The organism is Streptomyces sp. AC1-42W (genome assembly GCF_003248355.1).
In the GTDB taxonomy this organism is placed as follows: Bacteria; Actinomycetota; Actinomycetes; order Streptomycetales; family Streptomycetaceae; genus Streptomyces.
Genome location: NZ_QKWY01000002.1, coordinates 2512852 through 2527895 on the forward strand (window position 1 = coordinate 2512852; position 15044 = coordinate 2527895).

Annotated in this window: 15 protein-coding genes; 13 read left to right on the forward strand and 2 right to left on the reverse strand. The window is 67.5% G+C overall.

The window, feature by feature from the left end:
* Nucleotides 1-2 precede the first annotated feature (2 nt).
* From cas6e to DNK56_RS29245, 4 genes are all read left to right on the forward strand, one after another.
* Nucleotides 3-800, forward strand: coding sequence for a type I-E CRISPR-associated protein Cas6/Cse3/CasE (gene cas6e, locus DNK56_RS29230; RefSeq protein ID WP_111338776.1), 798 nt, complete (start codon nucleotides 3-5; stop codon nucleotides 798-800).
* On the forward strand, nucleotides 793-1821 hold the full coding sequence (cas1e, locus tag DNK56_RS29235) for a type I-E CRISPR-associated endonuclease Cas1e (RefSeq protein WP_241990121.1): 1029 nt from the start codon (nucleotides 793-795) through the stop codon (nucleotides 1819-1821). The genes cas6e and cas1e overlap by 8 nt, the downstream gene beginning before the upstream one ends.
* Nucleotides 1818-2144, forward strand: a complete 327-nt coding sequence (gene cas2e, locus DNK56_RS29240) for a type I-E CRISPR-associated endoribonuclease Cas2e (protein ID WP_111338777.1) — start codon at nucleotides 1818-1820, stop codon at nucleotides 2142-2144. Before cas1e ends, cas2e begins: the two co-directional genes overlap by 4 nt.
* A 76-nt stretch (nucleotides 2145-2220) precedes the next feature.
* Nucleotides 2221-2715, forward strand: a complete 495-nt coding sequence (locus DNK56_RS29245) for a hypothetical protein (protein WP_111338778.1) — start codon at nucleotides 2221-2223, stop codon at nucleotides 2713-2715.
* A gap of 145 nt (nucleotides 2716-2860) precedes the next feature.
* Here the strand turns inward: DNK56_RS29245 and DNK56_RS29250 are convergent, their stop codons facing one another.
* Entirely contained in the window at nucleotides 2861-4390 is a 1530-nt protein-coding gene (locus DNK56_RS29250; RefSeq protein ID WP_111338779.1) for a helix-turn-helix domain-containing protein, read from the reverse strand.
* Between the two features lie 334 nt (nucleotides 4391-4724).
* Nucleotides 4725-6068 carry a hypothetical protein gene (locus DNK56_RS29255; RefSeq protein ID WP_111338780.1) on the reverse strand — a complete coding sequence of 448 codons (1344 nt, stop codon included), beginning with the start codon at nucleotides 6066-6068 and terminating at the stop codon, nucleotides 4725-4727.
* 730 nt (nucleotides 6069-6798) lie between these two features.
* On the opposite strand from DNK56_RS29255, the gene DNK56_RS29260 reads away from it, so the two are divergent.
* Genes DNK56_RS29260 through DNK56_RS29300 form a run of 9 tightly spaced genes read left to right on the forward strand, consistent with a single transcriptional unit; the run spans nucleotide 6799 to nucleotide 15023 of the window.
* Nucleotides 6799-8100 (forward strand): TfuA-like protein, encoded by a 1302-nt coding sequence (locus DNK56_RS29260; protein ID WP_111338781.1) that lies wholly within the window; start codon nucleotides 6799-6801, stop codon nucleotides 8098-8100.
* Between the two features lie 22 nt (nucleotides 8101-8122).
* Complete coding sequence (locus DNK56_RS29265) at nucleotides 8123-9226, forward strand: YcaO-like family protein (protein WP_158564903.1); 1104 nt, start codon at nucleotides 8123-8125, stop codon at nucleotides 9224-9226.
* 47 nt (nucleotides 9227-9273) lie between these two features.
* Nucleotides 9274-10050, forward strand: coding sequence for a hypothetical protein (locus DNK56_RS29270; protein WP_111338783.1), 777 nt, complete (start codon nucleotides 9274-9276; stop codon nucleotides 10048-10050).
* 31 nt (nucleotides 10051-10081) lie between these two features.
* Complete coding sequence (locus tag DNK56_RS29275) at nucleotides 10082-10360, forward strand: hypothetical protein (protein WP_111338784.1); 279 nt, start codon at nucleotides 10082-10084, stop codon at nucleotides 10358-10360.
* Complete coding sequence (locus DNK56_RS29280; RefSeq protein ID WP_111338785.1) at nucleotides 10353-10802, forward strand: GNAT family N-acetyltransferase; 450 nt, start codon at nucleotides 10353-10355, stop codon at nucleotides 10800-10802. The genes DNK56_RS29275 and DNK56_RS29280 overlap by 8 nt, the downstream gene beginning before the upstream one ends.
* Complete coding sequence (locus DNK56_RS29285; RefSeq protein ID WP_111338786.1) at nucleotides 10799-11923, forward strand: acyl-CoA dehydrogenase family protein; 1125 nt, start codon at nucleotides 10799-10801, stop codon at nucleotides 11921-11923. The genes DNK56_RS29280 and DNK56_RS29285 overlap by 4 nt, the downstream gene beginning before the upstream one ends.
* The gene (locus tag DNK56_RS29290; protein ID WP_111338787.1) at nucleotides 11924-12166 is read left to right on the forward strand and encodes an acyl carrier protein; all 243 of its coding nucleotides are present in this window, start codon (nucleotides 11924-11926) and stop codon (nucleotides 12164-12166) included. It abuts the gene before it with no gap.
* Complete coding sequence (locus DNK56_RS29295) at nucleotides 12166-13725, forward strand: amino acid adenylation domain-containing protein (RefSeq protein ID WP_111338788.1); 1560 nt, start codon at nucleotides 12166-12168, stop codon at nucleotides 13723-13725. The genes DNK56_RS29290 and DNK56_RS29295 overlap by 1 nt, the downstream gene beginning before the upstream one ends.
* 14 nt (nucleotides 13726-13739) lie before the next feature.
* On the forward strand, nucleotides 13740-15023 hold the full coding sequence (locus DNK56_RS29300; RefSeq protein WP_111338789.1) for an MFS transporter: 1284 nt from the start codon (nucleotides 13740-13742) through the stop codon (nucleotides 15021-15023).
* Nucleotides 15024-15044: the final 21 nt, after the last annotated feature.

Below are 15044 nucleotides of genomic sequence, written 5' to 3' on the forward strand. Positions count from 1 at the left end.
GCATGCCATACCTGTCGAAGATCACCCTCAACCCGCGCCGCCGGGCCGCCGTCTCCCTGCTCGCCAACCCGCACCGGCTGCACGCGGCCGTACTGAACGGGCTGGCCGTCCAGCCCGTCACGGAACGCGTCCTGTGGCGACTGGAGAACAACCGCCCCCATCAGGCCGAAGTCCTCGTCCTCACCGAGAGCCGCCCCTCCTGGGCGCAGCTCGTCGAGGACGCCGGCTGGCCCGGAGCCGACGGGGGCGATCCGCTCATCGCCGACTACACACCCCTGCTCGACCGCCTGGCGTACGGCCGTGAATTCGGCTTCCGCCTCACCGCCAACCCCGTACACAACGTCCTCGCACCCGCCCGGCCCAGCGAACAACAGGCCGCCCGTCTCAAGGAAGGCGCCGACAGGGGTGGCCGGCCGCGTGGTTTTCGCGTCGCCCACCGCACCGTGGCCCAGCAGGTCGGATGGCTCCTTCAGCGGTGCGAGCGCCACGGTTTCACCATCCCCGACGCCACCGCCACGCCGCCCGCCCCCGGCTTGCGCGAGTTCGCCGCCGACGACCGAGAACCGTCACCGGGGCCGGCGGTCGCCGTCGTCGGCCGGGACATCCTGCGCTTCAGCAAGCGGAAGGACGGACCGCGGGTCACCCTGTCCACGGCCACCTTCGAAGGACGGCTGCGCGTCACCGACCCCGACGCCCTGCGGGCCGGCCTGCTCGGCGGCATCGGCCCCGGCAAGGGCTACGGCCAGGGCCTCCTCACCCTGGCCCCGCTCCGCACCCCCGAGGACGTGACCCATGGCTGAACCGTGGTGGCGGACCGGGCCCCAGGACGTCCACCGGCTGGAGGACCGCATCAGCAGCCTCTACGCCGAACGCTGTCACATCGACCGCGACGACAACGCCATCGTCCTGGTCAACAAGGCGCGTACCGTCCACGTCCCGGCGGCCTGGCTCGCGGTCCTCCTGGTGGGCCCCGGCAGCCGTATCACGCACCCCGCCGTCACCCTGCTCGCCGACTCCGGCACCGCCGTGTGCTGGGTCGGCGAACACGGCGTACGCCTCTATGCCGCCGGTACCGGCACGGCGCGCGGCTCCCAGCTCCAGCTCCGCCAGGCATGGCTGGTCACCCGTCCCAAGGAACGCGTCGCCGTGGCCCGCCGCATGTACGAGATGCGCTTCGCCGGCGAGGATACGACCGGTCTGACCCTCCAGCAGCTCCGGGGCCGGGAAGGCACCCGCGTCCGCCGTCTCTACGCCAAGCACTCGGAGCGCACCGGCGTACCGTGGGTCAAGCGCGACTACAAGCCGGGTGACGCCTTCGCGGCGGGCGACGACGTCAACCGGCTCCTGTCCGCGGCGAACTCCGCCCTCTACGGCATCAGCCACGCCGCGATCACGGGGCTCGGCGCCAGCCCCGCCCTCGGGTTCGTCCACACCGGCAACGCGCTTTCCTTCGTGCTGGACGTCGCCGATCTCTACAAGGCGGAATACACCATCCCGCTGGCCTTCGACCTCGCCGCCCAGGGCCTGACCTCGGAGCGCGACGCGCGCACCGCGTTCCGCGACGCCGTCGTCAAGGGCAAACTGCTGCCCCGCATCGTCACCGACATCAAGCGGCTGCTCGTACGCGAAGGCACCGAGCTCTCCGACGAGGATCTCGGAGCCCTGTGGGACGACGGCGACACCGTCGTCAGCAGCGGCCGGAACTGGAGCGCCGCCGACCACCTCGACATCATCCCGGAACCGGAACCGGAACCCGAACTGGAGCCGGAGCCGAAGCCGGACGACAGGCACGGCTCCGGTGACGAGGAGGCGGCGTCATGAGCGCCGGCACGACCGTGGTCGTCCTCGTCGCGGCCCCGCCCGGTCTGCGCGGACACCTCACCCGGTGGTTCACCGAAGTCGCCGCAGGCGTCTACGTCGGCAACCCGAACCCCCGCATCCGCGACCGGCTGTGGAACGTCGTCGCCGACCGCATCCACGACGGCCAGGCCGTCATGATCGAACCCGCGACGAATGAACAGGGCTGGACCGCCCGTACGGCCGGCCGCGACCGATGGTCCCCCGTGGACTTCGACGGCCTCACCCTGATCGCGCGCCCCCGCCAGGACGGCCGGCCCTGGCGCCCGGCCGCCGAGACGAAGTAACCCCGCCGACCGCACACTCGTGTGCGTGCCTTGATCAAGCCCGCGGCCTCTCCGGTTCGCTGAATAGGATGCGTACATGTCCCACAACATCTGCGCCCTCATCGTGGCCGGAGGGGGCGACGTCGATCAGGCCCGCGCCGTGGGACTGCGTGCCGCCTTCGTGCGCGAGGGCGTGAGCGTGTTCCCGATTGATCACTATTTCTCCGCATACTGGGCCGCGGTACGCGGTAACAGCGCCAGGCTTGATCTTCCTGACGGCCTGAGCGATACGTTCCCGACAGAGGCGGTGTTGCGTGACCTCGTCTGCGAGGTGACCGGCACGGGCAGGCCGCAGTTCGCGATCATCCAGACAGATTATTTCGGGGGTCTCGGCGGCCAGTGGGCCGCAGCGTTCCGCGGCGAAGAGCGGTTGACGCCCGCTGGGGCATCGATCAACCAAGCGCTTGCGGCACTCGGCGTCAGGGCGACAGATTCCCTGGACGAGTTCGACGTGATCGGCCTCGGCGAGTTCCGGAGCAACCCTGATTTCCTTGAAATCTACGCCGACCTATGTGACGAACTGGGCGTGTAGGGCCTCACGGCGGCGCCCGGTGTCCGCCGATCCCGGGCGCCTGTCCGGGCGACCTCCAAAGAGGGAAGGAGCCCCGCGCCGTGAGGTGTGGGGCTCCTTCTCTGCTTCGTCCTGCAGCGCGTCAGCGAGCGGCGTGAGCCTGATGTCAGATGTCCCGGAAGATCTCGATCTGCGCGCCCACCGAGTTCAGGCGTTCCGCCAGTTCCTCGTAGCCGCGGTTGATCACATACACGTTGCGCAGCACCGACGTGCCCTCCGCGGCCATCATCGCGAGGAGGACGACCACCGCCGGGCGCAGGGCCGGGGGGCACATCATTTCGGCGGCGCGCCAGCGGGTGGGGCCCTCGACCAGGACGCGGTGGGGGTCCAGGAGTTGGAGGCGGCCGCCGAGGCGGTTCAGGTCCGTGAGGTAGATGGCGCGGTTGTCGTAGACCCAGTCGTGGATCAGGGTCTGGCCGTGGGCCGAGGCCGCGATCGCCGCGAAGAAGGGGACGTTGTCGATGTTGAGGCCGGGGAACGGCATCGGGTGGATCTTGTCGATCGGCGCCTCCAGTTTGGAGGGCCGGACGGTCAGGTCCACCAGCCGGGTGCGCCCGTTGTCGGCGGCGTACTCCGCGGTGCGGTCGCAGTCGACGCCCATCTCCTCCAGGACCGCGAGCTCGATCTCCAGGAACTCGATGGGCACCCGGCGGATCGTCAGCTCGGACTCCGTGACGACGGCGGCGGCGAGCAGGCTCATCGCCTCGACCGGGTCCTCGGAGGGCGAGTAGTCCACGTCCACGTCGATGGAGGGGACGCCGTGCACCGTGAGGGTGGTGGTGCCGATGCCGTCCACGCGTACGCCCAGCGCCTCCAGGAAGAAGCAGAGGTCCTGGACCATGTAGTTGGAGGAGGCGTTGCGGATGACCGTCGTGCCGTCGTGGCGGGCGGCGGCCAGCAGGGCGTTCTCGGTCACGGTGTCGCCGCGCTCGGTCAGCACGATGGGGCGGCCGGGCGTGACGGAGTGGTCCACGCGGGCGTGGTAGATGCCCTCGGTTGCGGCGATGTCCAGGCCGAAGCGGCGCAGCGCGATCATGTGCGGCTCGATCGTGCGCGTACCGAGGTCGCAGCCGCCCGCGTAGGGCAGCTTGAAGGCGTCCATGCGGTGCAGCAGCGGGCCGAGGAACATGATGATGGAGCGGGTGCGGCGGGCGGCGTCCGCGTCCATGGCGTCCATGTCCAGCTTGGCCGGCGGGACGATCTCCAGGTCGGTGCCGTCGTTGATCCAGCGGGCGCGGACACCGATGGAGTTGAGCACTTCGAGGAGGCGGTAGACCTCCTCGATGCGGGCGACCCGGCGCAGCACCGTACGCCCCTTGTTGAGCAGGGACGCGCACAGCAGCGCCACGCAGGCGTTCTTGCTGGTCTTGACGTCGATGGCGCCGGAGAGCCGGCGGCCGCCGACGACGCGCAGATGCATGGGGCCGGCGTAGCCGAGCGAGACGATTTCGCTGTCCAGCGCTTCACCGATACGGGCGATCATCTCAAGGCTGATGTTTTGGTTGCCGCGCTCGATGCGGTTCACGGCGCTCTGGCTGGTTCCGAGCGCTTCGGCCAGCTGGCTCTGTGTCCAGCCCCGGTGCTGACGGGCGTCACGGATGAGCTTGCCGATACGTACGAGGTAGTCATCTGACATGTCGGCAGGCTATCTCAGATATGAGATGGCACCCGTACGGGGGTGTGCTGTTCGGGTGAGAGTGGCGTGCCGGGTGCGGTGGGGGAGGTCCGGCGGGGTGGGGTCGGGCCGCGCATTCGGGGTACCCGGACCGGGTGGGTGCGCGGCGCACCGGTGACCCGTCGCAGTGAAGGTTGAGCGATTCTCAGCGAAGGTTGAGCGGTCCCTACGGAGCCCACAATGCCCAGGTGGCCCGGTGCGAGGACGCCAGCAAACTCGATCGTGTCCTCGGGTGGCGCGGTAAGGCGGTCGACCCTGGCCCGACGGCCCGCTCTGCCGCCGGACCGCTTTTTCCTCAGACGAGGTAGCGCCGGTCCAGGCTCTTGGGTGCGATGGCCGGGTACGCGAGAAGACGCCGACGGGGAGCGGGTTGGGGCGGATCGGCGGGGGCGGGGACGAGTTCGCGCACGACGAGATCGATGGTCATCGCCTGGGGAGCGAACGAGACGTCGCACTTCCGCGCCGCGGCTTCCAGGTGGTAGACCACGCCCTCGTGGACGACGTTCTCCGCCCGTGTTGCCAGATAGAGGAACTCCGGGTCGATCTCGCGCAGCAGTGACTTCGGTATGCGGGCCGGGAGCGTGAGCGCGTAGTAACGGGGCCAGTCCAAGAGCCGGTGGCGCTCGAGCCAGGACTGGCCGAACGGGCGGAGGCTGGTGAACATGGCGAAGGCCCACTCGAGTTTCACGCCGGTCACCACCAGAAGGAAGTTCACCACAAATGCCAGCCCGACCAGCCCATGGACAAGCATGACGTGGCTGCTTCGGAGGGCCGGTCCCTCGGCCCGTGACAGTACGGCAACCGCGCACAGGGCCCCGTAAACGGCGCCCTGGTAGAAGTCCTTCACGAGCCAGCTGCAGGACCGGCGGCCGGTGGCAGTGCGCCCTAGCGTCAGAGCGGCCAGACCAGCGAGGAGGGCAGCAAGCCAGATCGGGCTCGTGTCACCCGAGATGTCGATCGTTCCGTCAGGGGAGAACGCCGTCACCCACAGCGCCATGGCCACGACCGAAAACGGGAGGTTTCCCGAAACTCCGAAGGCCAGGTGCATCAGTATCGCGAGCCACAGGCTCCAGAGTTCCCCGCCCGGAACCCACAGCATGATGCCCGTCGTGAACTCAACGATGATCACTGAAGCCGCTACGGTTTTCAGGAACGCGGGACGGGCCGGCAGCCCGAGCAGTTGCAGGTAGTGCGCGGTGACGATGCGGCCCGCGCTCCGCTCGGTGAACAGGTACTCGTCATTGACCTTGAGCAGTGCTGCAGTCAGGTAAACGCACGCCAGGAGGTCTCGTGCAACAAATGGATGGACCTCTGCGGGGGTGACCGCCATGACTGCCACGGCAACCCACCCGAGCCAGGAGTGATCCGAAAGCCTCCGGTGCGTCGCGAGTATCCAGTAGAAGGCAAGCGCAACGGCCGCGAGGCGGCCGGCGAGTGAGTGTGCCGTCAACGCGATCAGCAAGGCCAGCGGGAGCGCAGCGACTTGGCCGACAACTGCGGCCACACGCGGTAGGCGAATGCCGAATACCGGTGCGAAGTGTTGCCCCACTGCCGAGAAACCATACTCCCAATGCCTGTTGATCTGATGGAAGAGAAGGCTGGATATCACCAAGGGCATGGGCGTGATCTGGAAAGCCATTACGAATCCCCCGAGTAAGTCAGGTCTCGTGCCGTGCCGGCTCGCTCACGCGACTGCACACGGGGCCTGCGCGATGCGCAGAAGTGCCGACGGTTCCACAGGCGTCGCCCGTCAACTGCCCCGGCTCCAAGATCCTGCATACGGCCACGGCTGGGCGTCAAGAGCCGAAGAGTCGCCTCCGGCCGGTGGCGACGGGAACCCGAGGGGCCTGTCTCATTCCCATCGGTGGGCTGCTTCGCGACCCCATGGATCAGCCGCTACGGGTTCACCAAGGAGACCCCATATCTCAACCAAGGGGGACTCGATTAAGGTTTGAGAAATATTAAAGAGTCAGTCGGCTGCCGTGTTTTCTGTTGCCTCTTGGTTTGGTGCCGCGTTAGGGGTCGGATGCTCGAATCTGCCTATTCCAGCACTCCAGAAATTGGCGGAAAGTTAGTCACCGTAAAAAACTTCTGGACCTGCGATCAAGCTCGATGTAGCCTGCGTCAGGCGCCGCAGTGGCGTCGGCAATTCCCTCAATCTGAATGGGGAGAAGATATGGCTGAGACCATCGTTGAGACCGCCAGTGAGGTTGAAGGGCTCACCGGCGAGGACTTCGAGAACCTGTTCGCGGACAGCCCGCTGATCATCACGGACAGCGAAGTCCGCGACTGACCATCGCATGACGCGGTTCGTGCAGATTGAACCGCTCGATCTGGTTTGACCGGCACGCCGTTGAAGGGGGAAGGGCATGACGGTTCATGTGTTCGTCGGGCCGTCGTGCCCCGAACCTCTTATGCTGAAGAATCATCCGAATTTTGTTCTGCACGGACCCGTGAAGCACGGTGATCTATTCTCGGGTGACCTCTCCTCCGGAGATGTCGCTGTCATTGTGGACGGAATTTATCACCACCGCTTGGCCCTGCGTCACAAAGAGATCCTCGATGCACTGGCGCGTGGCATCGCGGTCCTCGGGGCGGCCAGCATCGGTGCCCTGCGCGCTGCCGAGCTCGACGAGTTCGGCATGATCGGCGTCGGACGCGTCTACCACTGGTACCGCTCCGGCGTCTTCGACGGGGATGACGCGGTCAGTGTGGCCCACGGTGAGACCCGCTCACCTACCGGGATCAACGTGCCGCTCGTCAACCTCCACACCGCCGTCCTGGCCGCGTGCGAGGCAGGCGTCCTACGGCAGGAGGCAGGACGGGGTCTGATGGCCCGACTCGAGCGCGAGTACTACCCTCTCCGCACCCGGGAACGGGTCCTCACCATCGCCAAGGAGTGCGGTGAGGCGCCGTTCGCGGACTGGTACGGCCAACAACTCGCCTCCGACCCAGACGCGTTCGACCAGAAGAGAGCTGACGCCCTCGAAGCATGTGCGCTGGCTGAGCAGTTCGACAACCGCGCACGCCCTGAGCACCGCTGGACCACGGGCGGCAAAGGCGGACGGGACTGGTCTACCGAGTACCACCGACGCTGGCGCAACCGGTTCGCGACGTCGGCACCCGATCTACACCACCGGCTTGCCTACCAGCAGGTCTTCAACCCCGAATTCCCCGACGTGTGGTGGGACTTCCTGCACGTTTCCTCCGATCCGACATCCCCCTGCACTGCCGGCCGGTTTCGCGCTCACATCCAGCGGCAGCTGGGCCCGGTGGCTCTCCGGTGGCTCGACGACCCGCGGCTGCGGGCGCGCATCACCCGGCTGTTGTCTCCACTGCCCGACCTGGTGAACCGCCACGACGCCAAGCTGCTCCTGCAGAGGGAGACGCCTCAGGACCGGGCTCGAAGCGCTGACTGGCTGGAACAGACGCGGCGGCACCTGGACGCTCACCCGGAACGCAGTCTCAGCCAGATCCGGGAAGCTGTCTGCGCGCGGCTGCTGGGACGTATCTGGGGCGTCGGCGTCGAGGACCTGGCCACGGAGTGCGGCAGGAGGGGCCTCTCCTCAGTGCGCCAGGCATCCGCGGCCTTCCGGCCCTTCGCCATCGGCTACCTGTCCGACCTCCAGGGACCCAAGACACGTGGAGCGCGCAGCCATGCCCAAGGTTAGATTGCCCGGAACGCACCGGGCCGTGGCGCCGGAGACCACGTGGGCACGCCTGAAACCCAGATTGCGCCGCTACGGGATCACTCGCGTCGCCGATGTCACGCGCCTGGACAACATAGGCGTCCCCGTTTTCCTTGCCGTACGGCCCGATTCGGAGACCCTCGCCGTCACCCAGGGCAAGGGCGCTTCGCCGCTCCTCGCGAAGCTCTCCGCAGTCATGGAGTCCATCGAGCTGTGGCACGCCGAGCGCCCGCCGCTGGACGCCTTCACCGCCCCGCCCGCAAGCTTGGAGCTGCCCTATTCCGTGCGGGACCTGAACCTGCGGGTGGCGGAGGACTGGATCGAGGAGCTCGCGCTCCCATGGGTCTGGGGGCGATCGCTGGCCGACGACCGACCCGTTCCGGTCCCCCTCGACCTTGTCCGGCTCTCGTACAGCGGAGAACACTTCTGGCACCCCCGAATCTTCGAGACGAGCAGCACCGGGCTGGCGTCCGGCAACACTTTCGCGGAGGCGTGTCTCCACGGGATCTACGAAGTGGTCGAGCGCGACGTACTGGCAGCTCATCCCTCCCGCACTGACCCCGTCCGTGTCCGGGTGAATCCGGCGACAATCCACAGCGCACACCTGCGTTCCCTGATCCGGCATCTCACGGACGCGGGCGTCGAGTTCGAGATCATGTGCATTCCGAACCGGTTCGGCATTCCGACATTCGCCGCCTTCGTCTGGTCGGCCCTCTTTCCCATCGTGTGTGCTGGATCCGGCACCCACCTGGACGCGGACGTCGCCCTGTCCCGTGCGCTGACCGAAGCCGTGCAGAGTCGGCTGACGGAAATCAGTGCCACGCGCGACGACATCCCCTCGGACCAGGACACCACCAGAGACGCGAGCACGGATCCGGGCTTCGGCGCACACGCCGAGGGCCTGAGCTTCGAAGAAGCCCTGCGTGGTCACGGAAGCAGCTACGACGACATGGAACACGAGCTCGCCTTCGTGGTGCGGCGCATGACCGACAGCACCGGTCATGCGCCCGTCGTGGTCGAGTTGTCCGAGGAATCCGAGCCGTTCAGCGTCGTGCGCGTCGTCTGCCCGGGGTTCTCGTACGCGGAAGGCCGCACTCTCACCCCCTGACCACCCGGACTTGTGACCCGCGAGACCATTCGATACGAGGTTTTCCAGTGAAGATTCAGCAGGACCGTTTCCGGCACTCGGAGGGCTACGTCCTGGAGTACGAGGTTTCCGAACCCGAAACCGTTTCCAGCCCGTATCTGCACATCCTCTTCCACGGCTTCAGCCGTATCGAGAAGCACGTGCCTCCGGTCTTCGCGCGCAAGCAGTGGAAACAGGCGGCGCAGTCCGTTTGCCTTTCCTTCTCGGACCCGATCCACCGCTTCACCCAGGACTCGTGCTGCGGCTGGTTCCTGCTGGGCGAGGAAGAGTTCGTACCGAAGATGTACGACCTGCGCGCGACCCTGTTGGAACGCCACGGCCTCAAGGGAACCGTCTGGCACGGTCTGTCGTCGGGCGGCTACGCCGCGCTCAAGCACTGCATGCGGGCGGGGGGCGACGACCTGGCGTTCGTCATCGCACCGCACAACGACCCCACCGTCCTCCCCCAGTGGGACCGCGAAGCGAAGCCGTTCGCAGCTCTGCCCGGCATGGCTCCTCCCGAGACCGTGACCGACATCATCAAGGACTGGGCGGCTCCTGGCGCGGGTCGCTATCTACACGCGTTGGTTTCGGAGAAGGACTCGTACTTCGCTCTCGAGCACCTACGCCCGATCCTGCGGAGCCTGAGGGGCCATGAGAGCGCCCACGCAGCCATGCTTCGCGATGAGCGGGGCCATGGGTTCGTCAAGGACGCCGACTACGACTCCCAGCTCAGGGACGCCATCAGCCGCTGGGAGACCTACCGGGAACTGCACTCCTTCCGAAGCCTCAGCGCCTCTGAATGACGACAGGACCTATCCGAGTGAGGAGTACGCCGTGCCCGAGGTAGAAGTCGTCCTCTCGACCCCGCTCGCTCAGTTCGCCGACGGCGAGAGCAAGTTCCGAGTGCCCGCCGGCACCTTCAAGGAGATCATCGACAAGGTCTACGAGCGGCATCCGACACTGCGCGTGCGCATGGAGGACAAGTCCGGCGCCCTTCTGCCCTTCGTCAGTGTCTACATCGGTGAGGACAACATCCGTGATCTTGGATCACTGGATGTCGCGGTGGCGCCGGACAGCACGGTGATGATCATGTCGGCGGTGGCCGGTGGCTGAAGCCGAACCGTCGCGGACCATCCGCGAGGCCACGGTCGCGGACGCCCGGGCCATCCGTGAACTCTACGGATTCGGCGACGTCGAAGAGTTCGCGGCACGACTCGCGGACCCGCCCACAGCACCCGGGACGACGCACTATGTGGCCGAGTCCGACGGAGAGATGGTCGCGGTCTTCGCACTCACCGCCCTCGGCCGACTGCGCCCCGGCGGAAGGGACCGGTTGATGCTCCACGAGATCAAGCTACGGCCGAGTGTCCGAGGGGCCGGCGTCGCGGAGGACATCCTGGCCTGGCTGGAGGCCGGCCGCGCCGTGGGCACCGAGAGGGAACTGCTCGCACTGGCCCCGCTGGGGCAACGTCCCGCAGCCTTCAACCAGTTCGGGCTGACGGAATCCCATCAGGCGTTCAAGTGGGCCGTCGTGGAAGGAGGCGGGCGCACATGACGGAGCGCGCGACATCGCCATACAGTGCGGAGTTCGGCGACTGGCTGGCCGGTTTGCGTGACTGGGCCGGCAAATCACCGGACGGTGCCACTGCCTGGCGTGAGGTGGCCGGTCAGGGGCTGCTGGCCCTGCCCGTACCCGCAACGGCGGGTGGTACCGGCACCGGTTACGAGGCTGCCTGCCTCGCCCTGGAGGCGTTCGCCGAGGAGAGGGGTCGAAGCGGCCTGCCCTTCGCGATGGCGGCGCAGATGTGGGCGTGTCAGGAGCCGCTGCTTGCGTTCGGCACCCCGGGCCAGCACTCCAGATACCTGACGCCGCTCATCGAGGGAAGGGTCGTCGGCGCCTTCGCAGCCACGGAGTACGACTCGGGCTCGGACCTGTTGTCACTGCAGACCCGCGCCGAGCGGGACGCCGACGGGCGGTGGCGGCTGAACGGCTCCAAGACCTTCGTCACCAACGGGCCCACCGCTGACGTCTTCGTGATCCTGGCCCGTACCGCCGAGGGCAGTGCCCTTTCCGGGCTGACCGCCTTCCTCGTCCCTCGCGGCACCCCGGGCCTGCGGATCGGCAAGGACATCGACAAGGCCGCGCTGGACGGCGCTCAGCTCGGTTCGCTGCTCCTGGACGACTGCACGGTCGACGACAAAGACCAGCTTGGCGGAACCGGCTGTGGGTTCGCCGTGCTCATGCATGCGATGCGCCACGAACGTGCCTTCATCCTGGCTCCAGTCCTGGGGATGATGGCTCGGGCGCTGCGTCGCGCTGTCGAACACACGCGGGCACGCGCGCAGTTCGGGCAGCCGCTCAGCACGTACGACACGATTCGACAGCGCCTGGTGCGGATGCACCTGAGCCTGACGAGCGCGCGCGAGGTGCTGTATACAACGGCTCGTGCAGCGGATGAGGATTCTCTGGACCATGGCCGGTCGTCGCTGACGAAGCTGCACGTGAGCACCGAGTTTAACCGGTTCTGCCACGAACTCCCCGATGTGTACGGCGGTTACGCACTGCTGCCCGAGACAGAAGCCATGACGCTGATGGCCGACGCGGTGGCCAGCCGGTACTACTCCGGAACCTCCGACATGCAGATGAAGATCATTTCTGAAGGGCTGGGTTTGTAGATGACACAGGACACTGTGCTCGAGTCCGTCATTGCCGCGGTGCGGGAGGTGGCGCCGGGCGCCCTGGTCTCCGAGGACACCCAGCTCATAGCCGGGAGGATCATCGATTCCCTGTCACTGCTGAGCCTGGTCGCACTACTCGAGAAGGAATTCCCCGTCACCATCCGGGACGCGGAGGTGGTGCCGGTTAACTTCGAGACTCCGACCGCCATCCGCGCGTTCTTGAAGACCAAGGGCTGCTGATGGCTCCCGGACGATCTCTGGTGGACGACCTTCGCGCGACCGCCGCGCGCCACGGCGACCGTCCCGCCGTCATGGACGGGACGATCACGCTCACGTACGAGGCGCTGGACGCCGGCGCGGAGCACATCGCGGGGGCCCTGCGAGAGCTGGGTGTCCGGCCCGGGGACTGCGTAGTCTGGCACGGGGCGAAGAACGCCCTCGCGGTGGCGACGGTCCATGGCATCCTCCGCTCCGGGGCCGGCTACGTGCCCGTCGATCCTGACGGCCCCATCACCAGGGCCGAACTCATCGTCGGTTGCAGCCGCCCTCGGGCACTGGTGGCGGACGCCGAAGCCCGGGACCAGTGGCGTGCGGTTATGCCGCAGCTCGTCTGGCAATCGCTGACCGCTGGCTTCGAAGGGGCCGACGCGCTGTGGTGCGCGATCCCGCAGGACGCACCGCGCGCGCCGGTTGCTGATCTCGCCTACGTACTGCACACCTCCGGCAGCACCGGCGTTCCCAAGGGCGTGGTGCACACCCATGCGAGCGCCTCGGCCTTCGTCGACTGGTCGGTCCAGGAACTCGGGCTCGCCGAGCGTGACGTCATCATCAACTCCGCACCGTTGCACTTCGACCCCACGACGCTGCACCTTTTCGGTGCCGCCCGGGTGGGTGCCGCGGTCGCGCTGATGCCCGCGTCGGCGGCACCGTTTCCCGCCGCTTACATCGACTTCTGCCGGCAGGTCGGCGGGACCGTCTGGTACGCCGTGACGTCGACCCTGGCCTGGCTCACCCGCCGGGGCAAGGACCTGCTGCCGGAGCTCGGGACACTGCGTGCGGCGGTGGTCGGCGGCGAGGTGCTGCAGCCCGACGACGTGAACGTGCTGCTGGCGGCCGTGCCCGGGCTGCGGCTGCTCAACGTGTACGGCCCCACCGAGAGCAACGTGTGCACGTTCCACGAGATCCGCGGTATGCAGTCGGCCCATGCCGTCATCCCTATCGGGCGGGTGCTTCCCGGCGCCGAGATCGCCGTGGTGGACGAGCGACTGGAACCGGTGAAGCAGGGCTCTGCGGGCCAACTCCTGGTTCGAGGCGCCATGCTGATGGAGGGCTACCTCGATCCCGACCAGACGGCCCGGGCGTTCGTCCGGACCGCGGACGGGCGGTCATGGTACGCCAGCGGCGATCTCGTCCGGGAGACGCCGTCGGGAGAACTCGAGTTCATCGGTCGCGAGGACGCACAGATCAAGTCGCGCGGCTTTCGTGTCGAGCTCGGAGAGATCGAGCGGCACCTTCGCGCGCTCGGCGGCGTCCGAGAATGCGTCGCCGTGGCGACACCGGACGCCGTCTTCTCCAACCTGATCACCGCGTTCGTCACCGCGGACCACCCCGACGACGTCAAAGAACTGCCCGATCTGCTGCGCGCCCGGCTCCCGCACTACATGATCCCGCAGCGCATCCTGCTGGTCACGGACGAACTGCCGCGGAACTCCAACGGGAAGGTCGACCGCAAGGTGCTGGCGGAGTTGGCAGCACGACCGACGCTGGGTGAGATCCCCAGCCTTACGATCATCCGCTGAGGGAGAGAAGAACCATGACGCTCCCTTCTACTCTCGCCGACGACGATGCCACCGAGGTCCTCAAGGTCCCCGACTTCCGTCGACTGTGGGCCGCGAACGGTTTTAGGTACGCGGCCTCCGAGGTCGCCGGGTTCTCCCTGCCCGTCACCGCGCTCCTGCTGTTGCACGCGAGTCCGCTGGTGATGAGTCTGATCTTCGTCTGCAGTCGGGCGGGATTCCTGACGGTGGGTCTGCCCGCCGGCGTCTGGATCGACCGCTGGCGCAAGAAGCCGGTGATGGTCTGGGCAGACGTCGCATACGCCGTGACCTTCGGCAGCATCCCGATCGCTTATGCCCTGGACGTCCTCACCGTGACCCAGTTGATCGTGGTGGCCCTGGTGGTCAGCATGGCCGGGGTCTTCTTCGAAGTGGCCCACAGCAGCGTGTTGCCGCACGTGCTGCCCAGACGGCGAGTGGCAGACGGCAACGCCCGGCTGCAGACCTCCCAGACCACCATTCAGGCGATCTCCCCCAGCGTCGCGGGCGTGGTGACACAGAGCATCGCCGCACCTGTTCTCTACTGCTTCGTCGGGCTCTGCCACCTGATGTCGCTCCTGCTGGTACGACGTATCCACCCGTCCGGGGACGTCGCGCGAGGCAGGACCACGCCCGAGCGCAAGTTCCGCCGTGAGATCGCGGACGGTATGGGCGTCCTGTTCAAGCAGCCCCTGCTCCGCCTGCTCCTCAACCAGGCCGCCATGAACAACATCGGCGCGGGCATCATCCTGGCCATGCTGCCGGTCTTCCTTCTCAAGGAGATCGGCATCTCGACCTGGATGTTCGGCCTGCTGTCCACGCTCGGCGCCCTGGCCGGGTTCGCTGCCTCTCTCCTGGCCCCACGACTGCGGCGCCGGTTCGGTGAGATCCGGATGACGCTCATCTTCTCCGCCCTGGCACCGTTTGCCGTGGTGGCGGCCCCCCTGGCCGGCGTCTTCCGAGGCGTCGCCGTGCCGCTCATAGCGCTGGCGGAGGTCCTCATCGGCGTCGCTATCGTGGGCCGGTCGGTGTCCACGGCCGGACTGCGGGCCAGGGTGACCCCGAACGAGTACATGGGCCGGGTCACGGCCGCATACAGCGTCGTCGTCCAAGGGGCCACACCTCTGGGGGCCCTCGCCGGCGGCCTGATCGCCAACCACTGGTCCACCGGCACGGCTCTGTGGGCGGGAGCGGTGGCCATGGGCGTCCCGCTCGTTCTGCTGCTCCTGTCCCCCATACGCCGCCACAGCAGACTCCCCGAAGAGTGGGAGGTCCGCGGCTGAAGCCCGCAAGCACACACAGAG

What these genes read in the sequence shown, in the direction of transcription:
- cas6e (WP_111338776.1), top strand. Translation starts at nt 3, where the DNA reads ATGCCATACCTGTCGAAGATCACCCTCAACCCGCGCCGCCGGGCCGCC.
- cas1e (WP_241990121.1), top strand. Translation starts at nt 793, where the DNA reads ATGGCTGAACCGTGGTGGCGGACCGGGCCCCAGGACGTCCACCGGCTG.
- cas2e (WP_111338777.1), top strand. Translation starts at nt 1,818, where the DNA reads ATGAGCGCCGGCACGACCGTGGTCGTCCTCGTCGCGGCCCCGCCCGGT.
- DNK56_RS29245 (WP_111338778.1), top strand. Translation starts at nt 2,221, where the DNA reads ATGTCCCACAACATCTGCGCCCTCATCGTGGCCGGAGGGGGCGACGTC.
- DNK56_RS29250 (WP_111338779.1), bottom strand. Translation starts at nt 4,390, where the DNA reads ATGTCAGATGACTACCTCGTACGTATCGGCAAGCTCATCCGTGACGCC.
- DNK56_RS29255 (WP_111338780.1), bottom strand. Translation starts at nt 6,068, where the DNA reads ATGGCTTTCCAGATCACGCCCATGCCCTTGGTGATATCCAGCCTTCTC.
- DNK56_RS29260 (WP_111338781.1), top strand. Translation starts at nt 6,799, where the DNA reads ATGACGGTTCATGTGTTCGTCGGGCCGTCGTGCCCCGAACCTCTTATG.
- DNK56_RS29285 (WP_111338786.1), top strand. Translation starts at nt 10,799, where the DNA reads ATGACGGAGCGCGCGACATCGCCATACAGTGCGGAGTTCGGCGACTGG.
- DNK56_RS29290 (WP_111338787.1), top strand. Translation starts at nt 11,924, where the DNA reads ATGACACAGGACACTGTGCTCGAGTCCGTCATTGCCGCGGTGCGGGAG.
- DNK56_RS29295 (WP_111338788.1), top strand. Translation starts at nt 12,166, where the DNA reads ATGGCTCCCGGACGATCTCTGGTGGACGACCTTCGCGCGACCGCCGCG.
- DNK56_RS29300 (WP_111338789.1), top strand. Translation starts at nt 13,740, where the DNA reads ATGACGCTCCCTTCTACTCTCGCCGACGACGATGCCACCGAGGTCCTC.